Origin of the sequence: Blautia sp. NSJ-175, assembly GCF_022867815.1 — a bacterium.
GTDB lineage: Bacteria > Bacillota > Clostridia > Lachnospirales > Lachnospiraceae > Blautia > Blautia celeris.
In genome coordinates this window covers 147383-171339 of record NZ_JALIFQ010000001.1, presented here as the reverse complement: position 1 = coordinate 171339, position 23957 = coordinate 147383, and the positions used below count along the sequence as shown (strand labels likewise).

General features: G+C 46.3%; 21 protein-coding genes. 2 read left to right on the top strand and 19 right to left on the bottom strand.

From position 1 onward, the window contains the following. Positions 1-2: 2 nt before the first annotated feature. From MUB35_RS00840 to MUB35_RS00815, 6 genes are all read right to left on the bottom strand, one after another. Positions 3-311 (bottom strand): ATP synthase, encoded by a 309-nt coding sequence (locus tag MUB35_RS00840; protein WP_033139168.1) that lies wholly within the window; start codon positions 309-311, stop codon positions 3-5. A gap of 186 nt (positions 312-497) precedes the next feature. Beyond that, entirely contained in the window at positions 498-1739 is a 1242-nt protein-coding gene (locus tag MUB35_RS00835; RefSeq protein ID WP_103731857.1) for an ABC transporter substrate-binding protein, read from the bottom strand. Between the two features lie 191 nt (positions 1740-1930). After that, a complete protein-coding gene (locus MUB35_RS00830) occupies positions 1931-2965 on the bottom strand; it encodes an AI-2E family transporter (RefSeq protein ID WP_033139170.1) in 1035 nt (344 codons plus the stop codon). 63 nt (positions 2966-3028) lie between these two features. Beyond that, the gene (locus tag MUB35_RS00825; RefSeq protein WP_244805681.1) at positions 3029-3703 is read right to left on the bottom strand and encodes an RluA family pseudouridine synthase; all 675 of its coding nucleotides are present in this window, start codon (positions 3701-3703) and stop codon (positions 3029-3031) included. Positions 3704-5125: 1422 nt separating this feature from the next. Further along, positions 5126-7414, bottom strand: a complete 2289-nt coding sequence (locus MUB35_RS00820) for a hydratase (RefSeq protein WP_186970948.1) — start codon at positions 7412-7414, stop codon at positions 5126-5128. Between the two features lie 1004 nt (positions 7415-8418). Further along, the gene (locus MUB35_RS00815; RefSeq protein ID WP_033142031.1) at positions 8419-9504 is read right to left on the bottom strand and encodes a PucR family transcriptional regulator; all 1086 of its coding nucleotides are present in this window, start codon (positions 9502-9504) and stop codon (positions 8419-8421) included. A gap of 114 nt (positions 9505-9618) precedes the next feature. Between MUB35_RS00815 and MUB35_RS30970 the strand changes: the two genes are divergently transcribed. Next, a complete protein-coding gene (locus MUB35_RS30970) occupies positions 9619-9696 on the top strand; it encodes a DUF6783 domain-containing protein (protein WP_353963996.1) in 78 nt (25 codons plus the stop codon). 47 nt (positions 9697-9743) lie between these two features. On the opposite strand, the gene MUB35_RS00810 is transcribed toward MUB35_RS30970, so the two are convergent. The 3 genes from MUB35_RS00810 to MUB35_RS00800 all read right to left on the bottom strand — a co-directional run bounded on the left by MUB35_RS00810 (position 9744) and on the right by MUB35_RS00800 (position 14075). Then, a complete protein-coding gene (locus MUB35_RS00810; RefSeq protein ID WP_033142032.1) occupies positions 9744-10856 on the bottom strand; it encodes an ABC transporter ATP-binding protein in 1113 nt (370 codons plus the stop codon). Between the two features lie 197 nt (positions 10857-11053). Then, positions 11054-13393: a sensor histidine kinase gene (locus MUB35_RS00805; RefSeq protein ID WP_244805680.1), complete on the bottom strand. Its 2340-nt coding sequence runs from the start codon at positions 13391-13393 to the stop codon at positions 11054-11056. Continuing rightward, a complete protein-coding gene (locus tag MUB35_RS00800) occupies positions 13380-14075 on the bottom strand; it encodes a response regulator transcription factor (protein WP_033142033.1) in 696 nt (231 codons plus the stop codon). Before MUB35_RS00800 ends, MUB35_RS00805 begins: the two co-directional genes overlap by 14 nt. 345 nt (positions 14076-14420) lie before the next feature. Here MUB35_RS00800 and MUB35_RS00795 point away from each other — a divergent pair, with 345 nt between their 5' ends. Continuing rightward, positions 14421-14687, top strand: coding sequence for a hypothetical protein (locus MUB35_RS00795; protein WP_033142034.1), 267 nt, complete (start codon positions 14421-14423; stop codon positions 14685-14687). Between the two features lie 44 nt (positions 14688-14731). On the opposite strand, the gene MUB35_RS00790 is transcribed toward MUB35_RS00795, so the two are convergent. From MUB35_RS00790 to MUB35_RS00745, 10 genes are all read right to left on the bottom strand, one after another. After that, positions 14732-16081: a glucose-6-phosphate isomerase gene (locus MUB35_RS00790; RefSeq protein WP_244805679.1), complete on the bottom strand. Its 1350-nt coding sequence runs from the start codon at positions 16079-16081 to the stop codon at positions 14732-14734. A 125-nt stretch (positions 16082-16206) separates the two neighbouring features. Beyond that, positions 16207-17037 (bottom strand): hypothetical protein, encoded by an 831-nt coding sequence (locus tag MUB35_RS00785; RefSeq protein ID WP_244805678.1) that lies wholly within the window; start codon positions 17035-17037, stop codon positions 16207-16209. Between the two features lie 121 nt (positions 17038-17158). After that, positions 17159-17857 (bottom strand): 5'-methylthioadenosine/adenosylhomocysteine nucleosidase, encoded by a 699-nt coding sequence (locus MUB35_RS00780; RefSeq protein ID WP_054350758.1) that lies wholly within the window; start codon positions 17855-17857, stop codon positions 17159-17161. Positions 17858-17934: 77 nt separating this feature from the next. Further along, a complete protein-coding gene (locus MUB35_RS00775) occupies positions 17935-18828 on the bottom strand; it encodes a dihydrodipicolinate synthase family protein (RefSeq protein ID WP_054350502.1) in 894 nt (297 codons plus the stop codon). Between the two features lie 56 nt (positions 18829-18884). Continuing rightward, on the bottom strand, positions 18885-20615 hold the full coding sequence (ilvD, locus tag MUB35_RS00770) for a dihydroxy-acid dehydratase (protein WP_103731540.1): 1731 nt from the start codon (positions 20613-20615) through the stop codon (positions 18885-18887). A 173-nt stretch (positions 20616-20788) separates the two neighbouring features. Continuing rightward, entirely contained in the window at positions 20789-21133 is a 345-nt protein-coding gene (locus MUB35_RS00765; protein ID WP_244805677.1) for a hypothetical protein, read from the bottom strand. A gap of 28 nt (positions 21134-21161) precedes the next feature. Beyond that, a complete protein-coding gene (locus tag MUB35_RS00760; RefSeq protein ID WP_181014420.1) occupies positions 21162-21335 on the bottom strand; it encodes a hypothetical protein in 174 nt (57 codons plus the stop codon). A gap of 236 nt (positions 21336-21571) precedes the next feature. Further along, complete coding sequence (locus MUB35_RS00755; RefSeq protein ID WP_225305247.1) at positions 21572-22060, bottom strand: signal peptidase I; 489 nt, start codon at positions 22058-22060, stop codon at positions 21572-21574. Positions 22061-22110: 50 nt separating this feature from the next. Further along, a complete protein-coding gene (locus MUB35_RS00750) occupies positions 22111-23157 on the bottom strand; it encodes a MucBP domain-containing protein (RefSeq protein ID WP_054350500.1) in 1047 nt (348 codons plus the stop codon). Continuing rightward, on the bottom strand, positions 23154-23945 hold the full coding sequence (locus MUB35_RS00745; protein WP_033142041.1) for a sortase B protein-sorting domain-containing protein: 792 nt from the start codon (positions 23943-23945) through the stop codon (positions 23154-23156). The genes MUB35_RS00750 and MUB35_RS00745 overlap by 4 nt, the downstream gene beginning before the upstream one ends. Positions 23946-23957 lie beyond the last annotated feature (12 nt).

The following is a 23957-nucleotide window of genomic DNA, read 5'->3' as shown; positions in this document are numbered from 1 at the left end:
TCTCAGATTAATTCGGAAATAATCAAATCAACCGCTTCTTTTTCCCGGCTTTTTGCCGCGCTCTTCAGCTTTTCGATTTCTTTTCCAGCCGCCAAAAGGGCCTCGTCCGTCTGCTGTTTTCCAAATGTTTCAGCAGAGTCTCTTAATTTTTTCGCCTTCTGCTGCGCTTCGGAAATCATATCGGAATACAATTTTTCGGAAGCCAGTTTTGCCTCCTCAGAAATCTTTTCACTCTGGCGCTTTGCATCCGCAACGATGTTTGCTGCCTCCTGCTCCGCATCCCGGATTTCTTTGATTGTTCCTTCTATCACAGTATCACCACCTTCACATAGTTTAAATATTACTATGAATTATGCAATTTGTCAATTTGTTCACAATATTTTTAACCGAATTACACGAAAAAAAGTTGCCTTATTTTGGTAATCCCGACAAAAAAAGAGAGATTGTATAGAATTTACACAATCTCCCCGAATGTCTTTGTTTAATTTGACTTTATCTTACTCGTATAAGTAGTTCTTCAGCTTCTCATCATCCAGGCTGGCAGCATCGATCCACTGATATCCCGGATTGATAAAGGAATCATTTTCCAGCCCCAGCCAAGCCCTGGCTGCTGCTACTGCGGTGGCATATCCCATGCCATACGGATTCTGTGCGATAACTCCGGCCTCTCTTCCGTCCTTGATCGCTTCTTTCTGGGTCTTGCCGGCATCAAACCCCACTACGGCAATTTCTTCTCTCTCTGCTTCTTTCAGCGCTTCCAGAACATCATCCGCAGTGACCTGATTGGTACAGAAGTATCCTTTCAGATTCGGATTATCCTCCAGCACTTTTGCTGCCATCTCCCTGACCGGTGTCTCCTCATTTTCATAGGAGAGATTAACAATCTTAATATCCGGGTAATTGGCTGTGAGCTCATCTGTAAATCCCTTGACTCTGTCCTGGCTGCTTTCAGAGCTTTCGATATGGGCCATAACAGCGATCTCTCCGCTGCTGCCCACAGCTTCTGCAAGTTTTTTCGCTGCGTCAGCACCTGCTGCCTTGTTGTCTGTGGAGCACACGGAATCTACGGTGCCGGTCACCACACCGGAATCCAGCACAACCACGGGGATTCCGTTTTCCTCTGCTGTTTCAAGCTGGGCCTGGCAGGATTCCATATCTATGGCTGCCAGACAGAGAACATTTGGATTCTCAGCCAGAACCGCGTCGATAATATTGATCTGGCTCTCCACATCAGTCTCATCGGACGGCCCTTCAAAGGATAGTTTTATCTTATCGTCACCTTTATATTCCAGTTTTTTATTTAAATCTTTGACGGCTGCTTCCATGCCTTTTTTTACAGTGACCCAGTAGCCTGTCTTTGTGCTCTTAACCACCACTGCTATATGACCGCCGGCCTCCAGCTCCAGACCTTCCAGGGATGTATAATCAATGGTTCCGGCACTGCTTTTCAGAGTGGTCATAGTCAGGTCCTCAGACATGTCTGCCTCGTTCTCTTCCTCTGCGTCCTGGCTGTTCTCATTCTCACCGGAAACTTCTGTATTATCTTTTTCCTCTTCCTTCTGTTCCTCTTCTGTATCTTCTTCTTTCTGAGGGTCCCCCTTGCTGCCCACTTCCGGCTTGTCTTCCGCCTTTGCCTCTGTGTTTACGGGTACTTCTTTTTTATCCTTATTACCACCGCATCCTGCCAGGGAACCCGCTGCCAGCGCGATGCATAATAAAGCAACCATTGTACGTTTCATGCCCTCTCCTCCAAGGTTCACGCCATACCTGTGTACGGCTTTACCAGATTTTTACATGCATTTCTCTTCCTATTAACTACGTTTCCATTATACACGAAACTACTTATTAGTCCATATGCTTTTTGTAATAATTTCGTAAAAATTTCAGGAACTTTTCTATTCATATTATCTATAAAGTTTCCAAACACGCTCTAATCAAGAAGATTCCATTCACGTAAAATCCCGTATATTACCAGAGCAGAGAGCGGTCCCAGCAAAAAACCGGCTCCTCCGTACAAAAACAGCCCCAGATATACCGATAACAGGACAAGGAGAGGCGATACCCCCACCTTCTTTCCTATCAGACGGGGCTCCAGAAACTGCCTGACGCAGCTTGTGACAAGATAAAGGGCAATACAGCCGACTGCACCGGCCGCGTCTCCTCTTAAGGCAAGGACAAGCGCCGCGGGGACAAGAAATGTACCTGTTCCCAGAACGGGCAGTGCGTCCAGAAGTCCCAGCGCCAGCCCTGCAGTGATAAAATGAGGCGTTCCCAATAAGAACAATCCGGCAATACAGAGGAGGATAATGATTCCCATAATTTTGATCTGTGCTTTGAAATATTCCGCAATTCCGCTCTTTAAGTCCTTGAATAGGGCTTTCGCCTTAACAAAAACAGGCCAGGCGGAAAACCGTTCTTTCCACTCCCCGTGCTCCTGCAGAATCAAAACCGCGGATACTACGCACAGAATCAGGCCGCCCACCAGGACCACGCACTTTTTCATGGAGCCGACCGCAGCCTCCATGGACTGACTGCCATCTAAAAAGGAACTGCTGATATTACTGAGCTGCATATAAATATACTGGCTGCTCTCCCGGGCCGGAATTCCCACCGTGTATTCCACCTGTCTGCAGCATTGGCCTATGATCTGGCAGAATTCTCTCTTTATTACCGGATAGAACGCTATCAGCCTGCTGATCTGTGCAGACAGAGCCTGGAGAAGCCACATAACCCCAAGAATGCCTCCCACGGAGAGAAGCAGAATCAGCACTGCGCCCACACCGCCTTCTGTAAAATGCAGTTTTCTGCAGAGTTTCTGCCGTGCCAGCCACCTGGCTGCCGGAAGTATGGCGAGTGCCAGAAGCCAGCCTAAAAGAAATGGGAGCATCACAGGTACCGCGTATTTCATGACCAGAAATACACCTGCAATGACTCCCACTGTTATACCCGCTTTCTTCCATCTCATCTTCTGCTCACCATACCTTATCTTTTTCGTTCTCCTCTAACAGTATGTGTGAACTTTTCTTACCTATACTATAGGAAAATTTCCAGAGGGCTTTACCTGGAATTCCATTTTTTTCTTTGTCTTTGGATGGGTAAAACTTAATTTGTATGCGCACAGCGCGATGTACTGCCATTCCTTTTCTTTTCCTGCCTGAGGATTGTACTTGGTATCCCCCAGCAGAGGATGGCCGGCGTATGCCATCTGGACACGGATCTGGTGATGACGGCCTGTCAGAAGATGGATCTCGAGAAGAGAACAATCCTCTGCTTCTTTTAATACGCGGTATTCCAGAATGGCTTTTTTACTTTGGGGTGTTTTTTGTTTTGTCACCCTGGAGGTGTTGGTTTTAGCATCTTTTATAAGTTCGTTCTCAAGACGGGATTCTTTTTTCGTCGGTATGCCGCTGACAGCGGCAAGGTAGTATTTTTCCATACTTCCGTTCTGGACCTGGGCGTTTAGGTCTTTGGCTGCGGCTTTGTTTTTTGCAAAGACCAGGATACCCTCTACGGGCTGGTCGAGGCGGTGGATAACAGCCAAATAAGGAGGCTCGCCTTTTGAGATGAGGTAGGTGAGGAGGGAGGATTCCAGGTCCGGGGCGTTGATTTTTTTGGATTGGACAGGAAGGCCGGGGGGTTTGTGGCAGATTAGGATGTGGGGGTCTTCGTGTAGGATGATTTGGGGGATGGGGGGTGTTTTCATGGTTGTTAAATTCCTTTATCTTAATTTATTTTGTTGGCTGAAGGGACGGGGAATGCAGGGCAGCGGGGCCGGAGCGTGGGTGGGGAGGGATAACTTGCCTGGGTGTATTATAGCATGGATGGGCAAAAATGAACAACCGTTATATCTTCTATTATCGGATACAACGGTTGTTCTAATGATCTGCGTTATTCAATTTTTTTATTCCTTTCTTTTTCTTAGTATTGATAAAAAATCCGGAATGAATACTGTTATTTTGTTCTTTCCTTATTCTTCTATACTTCCTTTTAATCTTCTCATTCCCTATTTATAAATCTTTCACTCTGAATTCGTAATCTCTTTGAGCTTCCTTTCATTTCTTATCTGAATGTTCTACCCAAATCCCTTTATGGACTCTGATAAAGCCTTCTCTGAAATGGTCTTCACTCTTCTTGGATATTTAAATTCCGGTGTTTGATAAGATTTATTGAAAGTTCATATCAAATCTATTATGGATAATAAAAAGCTTCTAAACAAATAGTTCGGGCTATTTTGTTTTCAAAACATTTCTTTATACATTTCTTCGGGATATAAAATAATTTACTTCTTTTTCAAGAACTTTTAAATACAACAGGCTAATCTCAACGAATACAACTTATTATATCTTCTGCATTTTTTATATCTTTGAATGATGTATAAATACTTTGTTCTTTCAAAATATATTTCTTTACATATATTTTGAAACCTTTTTATTACTTTTGTGGTAATTGTTCAATATGAGGGCACTTTTTGATATATCACCTAACCGCTTTTTTATCCTCTTAATAGGATTCTTTTTCGGTCTTTATGTAGTTAGGTCTTTCTCTAGGGAACTATGCCTTACCACTCTCATATTGATAATTGATATTCGCTATTTCCAATGGAATATACCTCCTTATCAATATTTCAAATAACACCTTTTACATTACTTTTTATCCTTGGTACTGTTATTCTTTTGTACTTTATGGATCTCTCATATGTAGTACGTTTTAACATTACTCTGATTCCTATTATGTATTCTCCATACACTTTAAGGAGATATAATGTTTTATCTTTTGTACCTTGTAGCCAACTTCCTAAAAAAGATTTATCTTCTCTATGTTTAAGAATTGGTTATGTAGTAATGTGTTGGTGTTTTCTTTTGATGGTTATATATTACCATGGGTTGTTTTATTTGTCAATATATTTTTTGAAAAAAGTTTTGTTTTTTTATAAGTTATATTTTTAACATTATTAAGCTGTAAATTATATGTTTTTATATGAATTTACTACACAATTTACGAAAAGCATAATAATTCTGAACATTGAAAATTGCCAAAATAAAACACCGTGCGACATATTATTTTATCCTCCAATCCAGAAATATCTGGTTTTGTCGGATAAATCCTGTGCCGCACGGTATTTATGTTAACCTCTGTAGTAGTTGATCAGACAGCCTTTCAGAATGATCTCTCGTTCATCATCTGTCAGATCACCGATTTTCACTGTGAATTCCCTGCAGGAATCTCCTGCCACGTAAACCTTGATTTCTTCAGCCTTCTCCTCAACAGCTTTTCTGATTCCCGGAAGAAGCAGATAATCGCCTTTTTTAAACGGCAGGCTGCCAGCCGGGACCAGAAGGGGGAGCATACCCCAATTGATCAGGTTGGAACGGTAACGCTTGGTGGCATATTCATTGGCGATATTGGCCCATCCGCCCAGTACCTTCTGGCAGGACGCAGCCTGTTCCCTGGCCGAACCGTCGCCTGGTTTTACGGCATAGATAGTGCTTCCGATACCTGTATTGGAGCTGTCCATGTCAGGGCATACCGTTTTCAGCTTCTCCCATACGGACTTCAGCTCGGGTACAGCTTCCAGCGGACAGTTTCCGGCTTCTCTGGCCTTCTCCGCAGCCTGGATTTCCTTGGCAAGCGGTACATACTCAGGGTCTTTTCTGGAGAGGGTAAATTCGGCAAGTCCCAGAGGATTGGAGCGGAAGGATGATGTTTCACCTGATGGGATCAGCTCATCTGTTGTGGTAACCGGATCATGAATCTCAGAAACCACCTTCAGTACCAGGTTCTCTGTGAGAGCCGGCATTTCAGGCCAGTCCTTGATATTCGGTCCGAACTGTATCTCTGTGTCCGGGTCGGCTTTGCCTTTGCTGTCAAAGACGCGGTTCTCGTAAATCGTTTTGTCAAAGAAATAGCGGGGTTTTGTATATTTAACATCAAAGTCCGCTGCTGAGGTCAGATAGCCCCTGTTTGCTGCTGTAGCTGCTATGGAACGGGCATCCATCAGTGCAACGGAAGAAATCTGTCCGTTCTGGATCTTGGAACCCTCACGGTTCGGGAAATTTCTGGTAGAGTGGCGGATACTGAGGGCATTGTTGGCAGGTGTATCCCCGGCGCCGAAGCACGGTCCGCAGAAAGCAGTCTTGACCACAGCACCTGTCTGCATCAAATCTGCCAGGACACCATTCTTGGCGATCTCCATGTAAATCGGTGTACTGGCCGGATATACACTTAAAGTAAAGGCATCCGCACCGATGCTGGAACCTCTTAATATATCAGCGGCATCGCAGATATTTTCAAACCCGCCGCCCGCACATCCGGCGATGATTCCCTGTTCCACATACAGTCTGCCGTTATGTACTTTATCCTTCAGGGTAAACGGAATCTTGCCGTCCAGGCTCACCTGTGCCTTTTTCTCCACGTCATCCAGAATATCCATCAGGTTCGCATTCAGTTCTTCTATTGTATAGGTGTTGCTTGGGTGGAACGGCATGGCGATCATGGGTTTCACCCGGCTTAAGTCCACATAGACCATTCCGTCATAGTAAGTCACTGCACCGGGAGACAGCTCTTTATACTCCCCGGCTCTTCCGTGAACCTCATAGAAGTCCTTAATGGTATCGTCTGTTGTCCAGATGGAAGAGAGGCAGGTCGTTTCTGTGGTCATAACATCAATTCCGATACGGAAATCAGCGCTGAGTTCGGCAACGCCCGGGCCTACAAACTCCATGACTTTATTCTTAACATAACCGTTGGCAAACACTGCACCTATGATAGCCAGCGCAACGTCCTGGGGACCTACGCCCGGCATCGGCTTTCCGGTCAGATAAACGCCCACAACCTCCGGTCTGTGTATATCATAAGTCTTGCCCAGAAGCTGCTTCACCAGCTCCGGACCGCCCTCACCCATAGCCATGGTTCCCAGAGCACCGTATCGGGTATGGCTGTCCGATCCCAGAATCATTTTTCCGCCGCCTGCCAGCATCTCCCTGGCAAACTGATGGATAACTGCCTGATGGGGCGGCACATACATTCCGCCGTAGCGTTTTGCGCAGGTCAGACCAAACATGTGGTCATCCTCATTGATGGTTCCGCCCACTGCACAGAGAGAGTTGTGGCAGTTTGTCAGTACATAGGGGATTGGAAATTTTTCCAGCCCTGAAGCCCTTGCAGTCTGAATGATCCCAACAAATGTAATATCGTGGGATGTCAGTTTATCGAATTTAATTTTTAAATCATCCATATTTCCGGATGTATTATGCTTTTCCAAGATAGAGTAAGCCATTGTCTGTCTGGATGCCTCTTCTTTGTCAAGAGACGCTGCACCTGTCATCTGTGCAACTGCTGCTGCCGCTTCAGGACCGTCTTCCACAAGCTCAGTTCCATTCACCAACCAGACACCGCCATCGTAAAGTTTTACCATGATTGATCCTCCTTGTCACCGTTTTGTATCATTGTATACACTTATACAGTTCTTTTCTATTATACGCATTATCACGCTAAAATGCAAGTATTTTATCTCTCTATCACTTTATTTAATTCCAGTGCCTTTGTCGTTCGCACATTCTCAGGAAAACATCGGAATATTTGATGATCTGTAAAGATAAAAGGCTGCCGGCAAGATTTCCTGATGTACGTATGGACGCAAAAGTTTTTCTTATCGTATATAGAACAGATAAATGGGCCGTTAAAATCCATAAGTTATGTATAAAATCTAAAGGCTCTTTGCATTTTATCTGTAAAGTGTGACCAAAACCAAGGCTCACTTGCTTAGTTTACGTATTAAAGCCAAAGATTCCCTGCATTTTATCTGTAAAGTGTGACCAAAACCAAGGCTCACTTGCTTAGTTTACGTATTAAAGCCAAAGTTTCCCTGCTTTTTATCTGTAAAGTGTGACAAAAACCACGGCTCACTTGCTTAATTTACGTATTAAAGCCAAAGTTTCCCTGCTTTTTATCTGTAAAGTGTGACAAAAACCATGGCTCACTTGCTTAGTTTACGTATTAAAACCAAAGGTTCCCTGCTTTTTATTTGTAAAGTGTGACCAAAACCAAGGCTCACTTGCTTAGTTTACATACTAACACCAAAGATTCCCTGCATTTTATCTGTAAAGTGTGACCAAAACCATGGCGCGCTTACTTAATTTACATACTAACACCAAAAATTCCCTGCATTTTATCTGTAAAGTGTAGCCAAAACCACGGCTCACTTACTTAATATACATACTAAAACCAAAGGTTTCTTCCAATTTACCTGTACTTTCCTTCACAACAGCAAAAAAGCTGCCGGATGCCACAAAATCTGCTCCCTGCTGCAGTCATGGGCCTGTATAGACAAAATGACTGCGGCAGAGAACGTACTTGCGCGGCACGCGGCAGCTCTCTTATATCAGGTCCGGGCAGTAAGTGCGGGGCCCGGCTGAATCGTTAATCCTGTTTTTTCATAAACTCCATATAGCTGGAAACCATCAGCGCGATCTTGAATGTCAGTGCGTCGTCAAACACCCTGATATCAAGTCCTGTGCTCTTCTGAATCTTCTCCAGTCTGTACACCAGTGTATTCCTGTGCAGGAAGAGCTGGCGGGATGTCTCTGAAATGTTCAGATTATTGTCAAAGAATTTGTTGATGGTGTTCAGAGTCTCATCATCCAGGGATTCCGGCAGCTTGCCTCCGAATACCTCTTTCATGAACATTTCACACAGAGGCATGGGAAGCTGGTAGATCAGACGGCCGATTCCCAGATTGTTGTATCCCACAATGGTCTTCTCCACATAGAATATTTTACCTACGTCAAGAGCCATCTTCGCTTCTTTATAAGAACGTGATACATCCTTGATCTCATTGATGATATTGCCGTAGGACACGCGCACCTGGGACATAGCCTCAGCATTGAGCATATCCACGATCATCTTGGCAATGCTCTCAATGGATTCGTAATTGTCAGTCTCTTCCAGATTCCGAACAATGATGATATTTTTCTCATCAATCGCTGTGATGAAATCGTTTGTTCTGGACACAAACAGGTTTTTCAGAATCTCAATGGCATCCTGATCCTTCTCATTTTTGGTCTCGACCAGAAGCACTACTCTCCTGGCTTCCACCGGGATATGCAGTTTTTTTGCACGGTTGTATACATCTACCAGAAGCAGATTGTCGAGGATCAGATTCTGGATAAAATTTGACTTATCAAAACGCTCTTTGTAAGCCACGATCAGATTCTGAATCTCCGCAACAGCCACGCGGCCAATCATATAGGCATCCTCATTGCCGCCTTTTGCGATCAGAATAAACTCCACAGACTGCCCGTCATAAATCTTGAAGAAATGGTAGCCTTTCATTACCTGGCTGTCCGCCATTGATTCCACAAAGCCGGACACATCACCGAAATCTTCATTCTCAACCGGAAATGTAGTAGAGTTTACCTTTCCATCCACATCCATAACACAGAGATCTATCCTCGTTATGGTTCTCAATTCTTCTAATGTCTTCTGTATCACCTGGCTTGAAATCATAGTTATTCTCCTTCTGCACACTTATCAAAAATACTAATATATCAATTACTATAACGTATTTTCGACAAAATTTCAATTTTTTATTTTCGTACACTAGAGCCTGTTTGAAAATTCATTCCGACAATCTGTGACGTACAGCTTGGCGAAAGCAATTTTCAAACACGCTCTAGGCTGGCAGCTTTTCCTATATAAAAACTGCCGCAGATAAATCCGCGGCAGTCTGTATCTTTTCATAACAATTAGTTTGTGATAACCTGTTCTGTTTCTTTGTCGAATACGTGAATCTTTTCCAGATCCAGTGAGAATTTAACAACATCGCCTGTTCTGGCTGTTGTACGCGGATTAACTCTTGCTGTCATCGGGAATCCTTCTGTGTCAAAGTATAAGTAAACCTCAGCACCAAGTAATTCGTAAACAGTGATCTTACCTTCGATTACGCTGCCCGGGAATGCCTGAATACGAGCTTCATCATCGTATACGTGCTCAGGACGAATACCCATAACAACTGTCTTTCCGTCATAGCCGCCGTCGATGAGCGGTTTTCTCTTGGAAGCAGGTAAAGCGATTGTAGTTCCGCCGATTTCCAGTTCAACTTCATTGCCTTTTACGTGGCATACTGCATCCATCATGTTCATCTGAGGAGAACCGATGAATCCTGCTACGAACAGGTTCTTCGGAGCGTTGTATAAGTTCTGAGGTGTATCAACCTGCTGTACGATACCGTCTTTCATAACAACGATTCTTGTACCAAGTGTCATAGCCTCTGTCTGGTCATGTGTTACGTAGATAATGGTTGCACCTAATCTCTCATGCAGTTTGGAGATCTCAGTACGCATCTGTACACGAAGTTTAGCATCCAGGTTTGACAGAGGTTCGTCCATCAGGAATACTTTAGGTTCACGCACGATAGCACGTCCCATAGCAACACGCTGTCTCTGACCACCGGAAAGAGCTTTCGGTTTACGGTCTAACAGTTTCTCCAAGTCAAGGATCTTAGCTGCTTCTTTAACCATTTTATCAATCTGGTCTTTCGGAACTTTTCTCAGTTTCAGACCGAATGCCATGTTATCATATACGGTCATATGCGGATACAGAGCGTAGTTCTGGAATACCATTGCAATATCTCTGTCTTTAGGTTCTACATCATTTACAACCTTGTCACCGATTTTTAATGTACCGCCTGAAATTTCTTCCAGACCTGCGATCATACGAAGTGTAGTAGATTTACCACAACCTGAAGGACCTACGAAGATGATGAATTCTTTATCTGCGATTTCAAGGTTAAAATCTTTTACTGCTTCGAATCCGTTTGGATATGTTTTGTTAATATGCTGTAATGATAAGCTTGCCATTTTCATTTCCTCCTAATTGTTACGCGTCTCTTTGCTTTGATTAACTGTTACAAGTATAACACTGACACCCGGTTTTTTACCATGGTTCAATTAAACAAAGATTAAATAAAGTCTTTGTTATCATCTCTAAGAAAATACACCCTATTGGCAATTTACCGAATTTTCTTTTCTTCAATATACAACTTGCACAATGGATATCATTTCTCCATATTTTGCCTGCAGTTGGCGGGTTTCACGGGAAATATGATGGTTGTCTTGAACAGGTCTCCGTCCAGATAAATCTCGAACCTCCCGTTCATAAGCTCTACCAGGTTCTTGGCAATGGAAAGTCCCAGGCCGCTGCCCTCTGTGCTCCTGGACTCATCCCCCTGGATGAACCGTTCGGTCAGCTCATCCGCATCGATGTTCAGGGGCTGGCTGGATATGTTCTTCAGGGAAAAGGTGACTTTCTTTTCATCTGCCTTCATGTCCGCATATACCCGGCTTCCCGGAAAGGCGTATTTGACAATATTGCCGTACAGGTTATCCATGACTCGCCACAAAGCCCTGCCGTCGGCGCAGATATACACATGCTCCTCAGGCATGCTGTTCACGGTCTGCAGCCCGCGGCTTCGGAGCTGCTCAAAGAATTCCCCCTGTACCTGCTGCTGGAATTCCCGGAAGTCTATCTGCTCGGGCTGGATATGGAAATTGCCGGAGTTGATCTTGGAGACTTCAACCAGGTCCTCCATTAGAATCTTCAGACGCTCTGTCTTCTTGTCCAGCACATCCACATACTCCTCGATCTTGGGATTTTGTATCTCCTCCCGCTTCAGAAGGCCGATGTAACTGATGATGGATGTGAGGGGTGTCTTTAAGTCGTGGGAGACATTGGCGATCAGATCCGTCTTTCTGCGCTCATTGCGCACACTCTCCTGGACGGCTTTTTCCAGATTGTCGCCGATCCGGTTGATGTTGTCCGCTATCTCCGCGTTTATCCGGTTTAAATTCTCTGTTGGTATTTTATAGGTAAAATCCTCATCGGAAATCTTCCGCACACCGTCCAGCATCTGCACCCTTGCGCTTATCTCCCTCAGAATATGACCTCCTGCGTAGAGGTTCATAAAGACAAGTATTACAGCTCCCACTGTCCCTCCGCGGCACAAGAGAAAGCTCAGCACCACATAGAGGACAAATCCCGCAAGCGCAAAGGCCGCCTTCTTACCGCCCCGGATGCCGGCCCTGTAATTGCCGATAATCTGGGATACTATGCTGCCCCTGCCGAGAGTCCCCATTTTCCCCCTGCGCACAATACTCAGGACTCCCACCAAAAGAAACACATAAATAAATAAGAGCATCACCACATTGCCTGTTGCCCGGGGAGGCGGAAGGATCTCCTCCATGCTGCGTTTTACGATCACTGCTGCCAGACACAGAAGCAGACCCATGGGTACCAGCAGAAATTCTATGGAGATCCTGTCAAAATACCTGCTCAGCCGCCTTTCCTGCCCTGCCCTTTTCACTGTCATCACACAGAGTGCCAGAAGGGAAATGAAGAAAACGGCAGCGGAAAAGATCAGGCCTTTCGGAAAGGTACGGATGAACCAGGACCATTTGTGATAAAACTGGCTGCCGCCCCACAGATAATCCTTTGCTGCAAATGTCCTGTCAATCCAGACGGAAAGGGTGATATTTTCCGTATCCGAAATATCCTCGTTGAGCTTTTTTATGATGTCATATTTCATCTCATAGGACAGAGGTACATCTGTATCCAGGAAAAAAGTATCTCCCTGGAACAGAAGTCTGGCGGAATTCTGCTTCTCTTCTTCCAAGGTGCAGTTAGTGTACACCAGGCCGGTCTCCACATTCTCAAACCTGTACTTAATATTGGTGTTCTCCGCTTTGAATCTCTCCTTGTCCTTTACATACTGAGGCATCTCAGCGTCAATTTTTAACAGGCACACAGCCAGTTCGGAGGCGCAGTGTACTTCGCTTGCACGCCTCAGGTTCTGCTCCGACATGACAAACTCCAGAATGCTGTCATAGCCCTGAGGCGTATACAGTTCATCCAGGGTTCCCTTGATCTCCTTCAGCTCACTTACACTGTACAGATTCTTCTCATTTTCCCGGATATAGGATTTCCACCACTTGTAGCTCTCCTTCTGCTCACTCCAGTCATAGAGCTGCTGCAGGGTGTACGCCAAACCGTTAGTGTTGCTGCCGCTTATGATTCCCTGCTCGGCATATTCCAGAATGTCTACCTGCTTGTCAGGGTCATACTTCCCGTCTGTCTCAAAATTCATTCTGAGGCGTATATAGTCAATAAGCTCTGACATCTCATTCTTTACATTCTGGGCATAATCCCTGGTCTTGTAGTAAGGAGGTGTCTCCCCCGCAAGCCAGCCCGGATCCTGCCATACCTGATAATAGTCGGCAATGATAATGTAGATCATCACGATCACTGCAAATAAAAAATGCAGGATCAGGGTCCCTGGATAACAGAACGGACGCCTATTCCTGCCGGGTTTTTTCTCTTTTCTGCCTCTAAATATTTTCAATTTTGTATCCCACTCCCCAGACTACTTTCAGATACCTCGGGTTCTTCGGATTCAGTTCGATCTTCTCCCGGATATGGCGGATATGTACTGCCACCGTGTTGTCAGCACCGATAGCTTCCTCATTCCATATATTACGATAGATCTGCTCAATAGAAAATACTTTCCCCTTATTTTTTAAAAGAAACAGAAGAATATTATATTCAATGGGAGTAAACCGCACTCCCTTACCATCCAGGGTCACCTCTTTGGTGTCGTCATCCACCACCAGTCCCCCGGAAAAATAAATGTGTTTGTCCTGCCCTTTCGGCATATTTCCCAGTTCTGTATAGCGTCTGAGCTGGGACTTTACCCGTGCGATCAGCTCCAGGGGATTGAATGGCTTCTCCATATAATCATCCGCTCCGGCGTTGAGCCCGGCTATCTTATCCTCATCCTCTGTTTTGGCTGTCAGGCAGATGATGGGAATCGTTGAAAATCTGCGAATCTGTGTGATTGCCTGTATGCCGTCCATTTTCGGCATCATGATATCCACGATCAGCAGGTGTACATTCTCCCTGCGCACCACTTCCGCAGCCTCCATTCCATCATAGGCACACAGTACCTCATACCCCTCCTCCGAAAGATAAAGCTCTATGGCATGCACAATCTCTCTGTCATCATCACAAACAAGTATCCTGAACATGTTAACACCTCTTGTCATTATTTTGCATCCAGCACCGGCATCCTTCCGGGATACCTGTGCCCTGAATCATCTCAGGACGTGGCGTCACTGCTGTAGATTTATTATACCATTGTTTCGACATTTACCGTAAAAAACGAACGCAAATTCCGGAAAATTAAGAAAAACTTAAAGATTTCCTTTCAAATATACAGATAATGAACGTTTCACAGCCATACAGCATTAACAAAATGGAAACTTCTGGTATTTTCTAAAATAACAGTAATTCTTTCAAGATCGCTTTACATATCCTCCATTCTTTTTTATAATAATACGAATTAGACAAATGCAAGGGAAAGGAATTTTACTATGTTTCGATTGATGGGAACCATTTATAAAGACACACATGTGGTCAAGAGCACCGTCATATGTGATGAGACAGACATGAACCGCACCAAGAAAGTATTTCACTGTCTGGACGCCATCTGTTATGAGTTCGATTTGGAAAAGCCCCTGTGGCTGGATGTGAATATCAAGGATTTCCAGAAGCATGCAAAGGCGCGCTTCAACCAGGATAATTTTATCGAAGTGCTGGATTTTGATTATCTGGAAATACAGGTCATTGAAGAGGGATGAGAAAAACAGCCCGCCCGGAAGTTCCCGGGCGGGCCTTTCTTTCCTTACAGTCTTTTCAGTAACTCTTCTCTTCTGTCCTCGTATCCCGGTTTTCCAAGGAGTGCGAACATGTTCTTCTTGTAGCTCTCAACACCCGGCTGATTGAAGGGGTTCACACCTGACAGGTAACCGCTGATACCGCAGGCAAATTCAAAGAAATAGAACAACTGTCCAAGGTAAAACTCGTCCTGTCTCGGGATTTTAACCATCAGGTTCGGGGTATTACCGTCTGTATGGGCAAGGATTGTTCCGTTCATGGCGCTCTTGTTTACGAAGTCCATGCCTTTTCCGGCCAGATAGTTCAGGCCGTCTAAGTCATTCTCTGCCTCTTTGATGGCAAGGTCTACTTTGGGCTCTTCGATGGCAAGAACAGTCTCGAACATGATTCTGGAGCCATCCTGGATAAACTGTCCCAGGGAGTGCAGGTCTGTGGTAAAGTCCACGGATGCCGGGTAGATGCCCTTCTGATCCTTACCTTCGCTCTCACCATATAACTGTTTCCACCACTCTGCAACATAGTGCAGGGTAGGCTCATAGTCAGCCAGAATCTCAACGGATTTGCCTTTTCTATGAAGAATGTTGCGGACTGCCGCATACTGCAGCGCGTCATTTTCCGCATACGGAGTATTCAGTGCCAGTTCTCTTCCGGATGCTGCACCTTCCATGAGCTTATCAATGGAAACGCCGCTCACTGCGATAGGCAGAAGTCCAACGGCTGTCAGCACGGAGAAACGTCCTCCCACGTCATCCGGAACTACGAAGGTCTCATATCCTTCCTCTGCTGCCAGGGTCTTTAATGCGCCCTTGGCTTTATCTGTTGTAGCATAGATCCTTTTTGCTGCCTCTTCTTTTCCGTATTTGTTCTCTGCCATCTCTTTGAACACACGGAAAGCGATTGCCGGCTCTGTTGTTGTACCGGATTTTGAAATGACATTAATGGAGAAGTCTCTGTCTCCGATCACCTCAGCAAGGCCTTTTACATATGCGCCGCTGATGTTGTTGCCTACATAGTAGATCTCCGGAGCTTTACGGGCTTCTTTTGTAAGATTGTTATAAAATGGATGGTTCAGGAAATCGATGGCAGCTCTCGCTCCCAGGTAGGAACCGCCGATACCGATCACAAGCAGAACATCGGAATCATTTTTAATCTTCTCCGCTGCTTTCTTGATGCGGCCGAACTCTTCTTTGTCATAATCTACCGGAAGGTCGATCCATCCCAGGAAGTCATTTCCAAGGCCGTTTCTGGATACCAGGGTCTCTTTGGCCGCTTCCACCATTTTTTGCATTGCTGTTACTTCTTCTTCGCGGATAACGTCAGCGGCTTTTGAATAATCAAATGTAACTTTGTTTCCCATTGCTCTCTTCTCCTTTTTCCTGTCGTTTGCCTGAAGCTGACCTGACACTTATCAGGACAGCATGTCCAACTCAACTTGAACGTTGTCACTCAACAAATATAGTTTAGCAAATGATGGGAGGTTTATCAAGTTAGAAATTCCTTTATCACATCTTTGACGATAGCCTCCTCCTCTTTGTTCAGGAGATGGCTGTACCGTTCATCCGTGGCTGCCGCTTCCCGGATGCGCTCTTCCACCTTCTCGGCCCTCGGATCTTTGTCCTGACCCCTGCGGTCTGACATGGCCCGTTCCTTCTGGGCTCTCAGCCGCTGTTCCTGCTGAAGCTGTTCCTGTTCCTTTGCCTTTACCCTTGCCCTTCTGCCCATCTTACCTGCCTTAGCCGCCTTGGCTGCCTTAGATCCGGTATTCTGACGGACGGGTTCTATCTGAACTACCTTCTGGCTGTCGCCTCTCTGGTTTTCCATATAATCCAACAGGTTTGTCTCAATGACCTCCTCCTGGAACCCCATGGATATCACCATACGCAGCAGAAGAAGTGCGATACCCATAACCACCGCGCTGCCCGCCAGAAGCCCCATAGCCGGAAAGTCTCTGGTGATGACCGGAAAAGAGATCCGCTCAAGGCCTGTCCTTCTGATCCACAGCGCCCCTGCTCCCGCGGCTAAAAAAGAGAGGACAAAAGTACACCAGGATACCCCTTTCATCTGCCGAAGGGTTATCGGTCCTATCTTTCGTCCTCTCATCCGCCTTGTGAGATACACAGCGGGGTTATGTATCGCTGAATCGTCTTTTACGTTTCTCTGATATTCCAGCAGAAACTGCTGCAGCCATTTGTCTTTTACCGCCGGAACATTTTTCAGGTCCCGGATTACTCTTCTGTTGCTCCCGTAGATTGCCAGTACGCTGAAAAGGCTCAGTAACCCCATCAGCCAGGTGCCATAATAAAATAAGTGCACAGTAAATCCTCCTCACTATTTCGGCGCGCAGAAAGCACGCTCTTTATGGCATTCATTATATAGCAACCCGGGCGTTTTGAAAACAAAAATCGTGCGTCAAATGGTGACAAAAGGCGCCTTTCTACAGCCTCTTAACCATGCTCTCCACCAGATTTACCGTGTGGCGGATCGCCTCTCTTTCAAAGGCGGGATAGTCCATATGGGCGCTGTCGTCAGCCTTGTCGGAGATGGCTCTTATCACCAGATAGGGGATTTGATTGAGATATGCCGCCTGTCCGATGGCCGCGCCTTCCATCTCTGTGCAGTATCCGTCTGTGTTCTCTATGATCTGGTCTTTCACCTCTTTTTTGGCTACGAACTGGTCACCGCTCACTACACGGCCCTCAAATACCTGGATATCGGGATTGACCTGACGGCATACCTCCGCTGCCAGGCTGCGCAGAGTCTCATCTGCCGGGAATGCCAGCGTATCCATTCTGGGCACCTGGCCGATGGGATAGCCGAACTCCCTGGCGTCCATATCATGCTGCAGGGTGTCTGTGGAGAGGACAATATCACCGATGTTGATCTCCGCCCGCAGGGAGCCTGCCACGCCGGTGTTGATGACGGCATCCACATGGAAGTCATCCGCCAGGATCTGGGTACAGATTCCCGCGTTTACCTTGCCAATTCCGGAGCGTACGATCACTGCCTCCTTACCGTTTAATCTGCCGCTGTAAAACTCCATGGAAGCTTTTTTCTCCACTGTTACATCTGTCATCTTCTCTTTCAGGATTGCCACTTCCTCCTCCATGGCTCCTATGATTCCTATATGTCTCATTGCTAAGTTCCTTTCTGTCGATATTATATATGCCGGAGTACACCCGGTCCCTCTGTAAGCCTCTATATGCCCCATTTTCAAAGGATTGAGGCGTTCCTCAGGATTTCCTCTATCCGTTCTGTTTCAGACGCATCAGCGGCCAGCAGAGGCGCTGTGCAGCCGGGATTCATATCCACGCCGCAGAGTACCATTGCCTTTTTTATAATGGGTATGAACTGTTCTGCCACATCATAGATGGCCATCAGTCCATCTATTTTCTGCTGATAAACCTGAAGTGCCTCCAGATCATTCTCCCTTGCTGCTTTTGCGAAGCCGGAAGCAACAGCAGGGGCAAAGTTTGACAGGCCTGCAATACACCCGTCACCACCGCTCAGTACGTTATGGGCAAAAAATTCATCAAATCCGGAATATATTAAAAACTCAGGAAATTCCTTCTTCACTGTCTGTATGAGCGCACGGGTGTGTCCCATGGTTCCCACGGTATCTTTGATCCCAACGATGTTTTTATGTCTGCGTACCAGGTTCAGTACCACCTGGGGCTTCAGATCATATCCTGTCCTGTCCGGAAAATTATACAGAAGAACAGGTCCGTTCACACGGTCGGCAAGGCTGTCATAGAAGTTTTCCACTGCACTGTCCGGCAGATTAAAGTAATACGGAGAGATCACCATAACCCCGTCTGCCCCTGCTTCCAGAGCAAAATTAGAAAACTCCACGCATTCCTCAAATTCCATACTGCAGGTTCCTATATAGACGGTTACCCTGTGTGCAATGTACGCCACAGCCTCACGCACCATATTCCGCTTTTCCTCCATGGGCAGGGCAAAAAACTCACCGATGCTGCCGAAGATGAGAATTCCGTCAATTCCTCCCTGTATCAGATGTTCATAGATTCTTTTGTTGGCTTCTATGTCAATATGTCCGTTTTCATCCAATGCCGTCACTGCCGGCGTGATCCATTTTGCATTCATAAATTAATTATGTCCTCTCTTTTATCTGATTAATCCTGTTGCGGTCTGCCGCATTATTATATCTCTTCGTATCCTGCACCCTTCATGGCAGACATAGCGTGGCTTGTATAACGGCCAAACAAACCCTTTCTCTTCGGACGGGGCAGAATGCCGGATTCGGAACGTTTTTTCAGAACAGCCTCGATCTCTTCCCCGGAGAGTTCCTGTCCCTGAATTCCGACTACGTCGAGACTTCTGTTCTGTACACTGTACTCCAGAATATCCCCCGTCTCAATAAAGGCCAGCGGGCCTCCTGCTGCCGCTTCCGGGGAGACGTGGCCGATGGCGGCACCTCTCGTTGCCCCTGAAAAACGTCCGTCTGTCACCAGGGCAACCGTGCCGTTCAGACGCTCATCACAGACAATGGCCTCTGTGGTCATGAGCATTTCCGGCATGCCGGTCCCTCTCGGACCTTCATAGCGGATAACAAGGATATCGCCCGGGTCTACCTCACCATCTACGACGGCCTGGTAAGCGTCCTCCTCACGGTTGTAGACCTTCGCAGGGCCTTTGTGCTCCCGCATGGATTCCACACAGGCGGAGTATTTGATAACTGCGCCTTCCGGTGCCAGATTGCCTTTTAAAATAGCTATGGAACCCTTTTCCTCCGCTTTCTCCACAGGGAAGATGACCTGGTCACGTTCCAGGCCGTAATTATGCAGATAGCCCAGGTTGCGGGCAAAGAAATTGTCCTTCTCCAGCTCCTCCAGATTTTCACCCAGGGTTCTGCCGGTAACGGTCATGACATCCAGATGCAGCATGTCCTTTAAATAAAGCTGAACCATGGGGATTCCTCCGGCAAACCAGAAGGATTCTGTCAGGTGCTGTCCGCTTGGATTGATGTTGCCGATATGCGGTACTTTGTGGTTCAGGTCATCAAAAAGTTCCGGTTCCAATATGATTCCCAGCTCCCTTGCAATGGAGGGAAGATGGATGGTCGCATTGGTAGAGCCGCCTATGGCGCTGTGAATGATGATGGCATTTTCAAATGCTTCCCTTGTCATGATACTGCCCGCTGTGATCTCACGCTCAACCAGTTCCATGATCATACGGCCCGCTTTTCTGGAATAAGCAAAAATATCCCGCATGGTGGCCGGCATAACAGCAGTTCCCGGAAGTGACATGCCCAGGGCTTCTGCCATACACTGCATGGTACTGGCAGTCCCCAGGAAAGTACAGGCGCCGCAGGACGGACAGCCTGTGAGCTTATAGTCCCTGATCTCCTGCTCTGTCACTGCGCCCTCACGCTTTTGGCGCAGAGAAATATCCCCCGCAACCAGCGATGTGGTCATATCCGGTCCCGGGCGCATGCTGCCGCCGGGAATAAAGATGGTGGGCATGTCCAAGCGGGCTGCTGCCTTTAACTGGGCGGGAATGGATTTGTCACAGGAGGCGGAGAGGATCATGCCGTCCCATGGGTACACGGAACCGTGTACTTCTATCATATCACAGATCGCTTCGCGGGATGCCAGGATGTAGTTCATCCCGTCATGGCCCTGGGCACATCCGTCACAGATATCTGTGGTGTGATACTGGGCCGGATAGCCGCCTTTCTCGAAGACTCCGTACTTTGCCTGCTCCATGAGGCCCGACAGATGGGTACTGCCGGGATGGCTGTCACCGAAGACATCCTCCAGAAGGATCTGAGGTTTCTTAATGTCCTCCTCATCCCATCCGGAGCCCATCTGCAGGGCGTCGAACTGGGACCAGAGAAGGCGCTGGGGGGCGCTTTTTTGTTTGTGGTTCATGGTGTGTTATGTATCCCTTCTTTAATAGATTATTTGATGCTTTCATATTACAACTTTTTGAAGGGTTTGACTACTGTTAATTGGGTGACAGCGGCACAAAAGCCGCGGGACAAAGAATTTTCTTCATCCTGCGGCTTTTGTACTTGTTTTATAAAGGAGGTATTTTAACAAAATTACTTGATACGTTTTCTGACTACATATTCCCCGGCACCAGCAAGGACCAGGATGCCTGCAAAAAGGCCTACATAAATCAGGCCTGTATTGTCATTTTTCGTTATATTCTCCCCTTCACTCAATGGAACCTCTTCCCCATTGATGATGACTGTTCGGGTGCTGTCTTCTTCTGCCTGACCGGTCTGCTCCCGGTCTTTCAAAGGGGCTGCCTCTTCCGTCTGCCGATTTACAGAATCAGCCGAGAGCGCGTCCTGTCCTGCATGAGCAATAGTAATATTTCCAAGGGCAATCGCTATGCATAATATGAGAGGCAAGATTTTCTTTTCTAATCTTTTATGTCCCATAATGCACCCCTTTCCCCTGCCACTATGACTATTTCTTATCTGACGCTGCCTGTATTAAGGCTCCGTCTATATATTTTATTAATTCAAGTGCACTGCGAAAGTGCTTTTCACTCTTTTCTTCTGCCCATGTAACTTCACCCTGCCATGTGGCATCTCTGCTGCCGTCTATTTTAATTACAAAGGTTTCTGCTTCTTTTGCCATTTTAGCCCTCACTATAGTTTTATCTCGTCCGTTGGGTATTGTTACAAGCTGTATAAATGGATCACCGTGTTAATATCGATAACCATTCAGGTCTCTGCTTCTGTTATTCGTATTATACTTTAAGCGGCATTACCAAAAGCATTACACGCATTACTTTATTTGAATCATATTTTCATAAAGGAGTTTTTTGTAATGGTATAAAATAACAGACAGGACAAAAAACACCACGGAAACCGTTATGATTCGCGTCTGCGGATAACAGATGCTATGATTTCCAAAACCAGTGCTGCCGCAATCACACCGCCTGCAATGATCTTTCCCATTGTACTTGTCAGGGCTTGAGCGACCCTTCCCAAAACAGGGATGGTATATACCACTTTCCCTATAAAGTTGCTGTAGGGGACTGCGTTCATATCCTCCGTCTTGTTGGCATCTCCTTTGGTGATAAATTCACCCATGACCACTTTGTTCTCCACTACCCTGTGGGTGATAATGGCATTGGAATCCTTTGCTCCATAGAACGCGATCACATCATCTTCCTTCATGTCCTCCGGTGCTGTCTCCTGTACATACACCAGGCTTCCTGTGGGGATTGCCGGCTCCATGCTTCCGCTTACCACGGAATATGCATCATAGCCAAAAAGCCTGGTTGCTGTAATGGGAAGACAGACAAGCACCAGACTTACTAATAAAACAGTGCCCAGTGCACTGCAAATTGCAGACACTGGGCTTTTCCTATCCTTTTTCTTCTTTCTGCTCAAATCAAGTTATCCTTTCATCTGCGTCGTCTAATCAGAAATACTGCTAATGCGGAAAGAGCTGCAACTGCTCCGACTCCGATCGCGATGCCGGCTGCAAGGGGAAGGCCCTTCTTTACTTTCTCTTTGGTCTCTTCCGGATTGTCAGCCAGAGGTGTTTCATCCTCATCTAAATCGACAACTTCCTGGTTGCCCTGCGGCACTTCATTCGGCTCTATAACCTGAGTTCCCTCGTCTGTTCCGGCTCCTGCCGTACCTTCGGTTCCCTCAGTACCGGCTGTTCCGGCTTCACCTGCGGTGCCTTCTGTACCGGCTGTTCCCTCCGTTCCGGTGGTTCCTGTTGTGCCTGCCGGAGTACCTGCTGCCGGAGTCTCTACAACAGTTGTCTCTGTTGTGGTGGTTCCGGGTATAACGGTTGTGACGGTTGTTGTCTCGCCGGGTACGGTTACTGTCTCTGTTGTAACAGGTGTATATACGAAAGTAAATACGTTCTGTGCTTCATTGGAGGAGAGTGTCTTGGTCAGTGCCAGAGCCTGCGGTGTATAACCTTCCACATACAGGTAAGCCACTACCGGTTTGTCTCCCACATTGCCGTAATAGGTACGGCTCGGTGCCAGTTCGTTTCCTTCTTCATCATGATAATTAACAGTATAACCAACCATGTCGCCCTGAATTCCGTAAGCGACAACAAAATCTCTGTCACCATTTACATAAAATCCGGAGGTCTCAAGGGAATTATTGTCACGTCCGCTTATCCGGACACCTTTTACATAATATTTACTGGAATCTCCCAGTGCAACATCACCGTTCTGTACATCAAAGGATACTTTATCACCTAATTTCAGGCCGCTTACCACAACCCTGTCACCCTGTGCATCAATCACCGGTGTCCCTGTACTTACTACAGATAATCCGTCAATCCCGGAAAATGTACCCTGATTGCCTGCATAGAAGGTTGCTGTATAGGTGTATTCTCCATCTGCCGCAAAAACGCTGATCACAGATGAGCCAAAGAGCATGCAGACAGTAAGCAAAGATGTCAGAATCATTTTCAACTTCTTCATGACTTCAGCTCCCCTTTCTCATGGCGTTTTTTCATGGCTGCGATTCCCAGAAGCAGCAGTACCAATCCGCTGACTAATGCCGCTGTACTGAAAAGGAGGATATTGGTGGTATCTCCTGTCTTAGGACGGGTGATCGTCTTCTTCACTGTATTGGATTCGCCTGTAACGGTCTTTCTTACCACAGTGTCTTTACCTTTTACGGTTACCGTGGAAGGAGCCACTTTCTCTACTGCGAAATTCATCTGCAGACGAGCCAGTGTATCCTGATAGCCATTGCCCTGTGTCTCACCGTCTAAGATAACCTTCAGGTGAACAGAACCGGCTTTTCCTGCATCCAGCCTATCCAGATAGAAGAAATCATCCAGGGAATCCGTGGCTTGTTCCAGACCTTTGCCAACATAGGACGTGCCCTCGCCGCCTACGGTTTCGCTGTCATAGAGGACTGCCTCCGCACCGGATGGATCATAATAGGTCAAAACATATGTGTAAGCTCCGCCTTCTGCTTTGCTTCCCTCTTCCAGACTTTTCAGAACTTCATTGGACATATACCAGTCGGTCTGTTCCTCTCCGGAATTCTTTATCTTAACCTGCAGTTCCATGGTATCGCCGGGGAGGATTCCATAAATCTCCTCAGCCATTTCCTTAGAACTGAAATTACTATTCATCTTGTCTCCGTCAAAATCAACCTGCCAGTCTTTATCACTTTTAAAATCTTCTGCATATGCGGTTGCCGCGGTGCCTACGGTCATGACTGCTGCCATGATAAGGCACAAAATTTTCTTTTTCATATTCTGTACCTC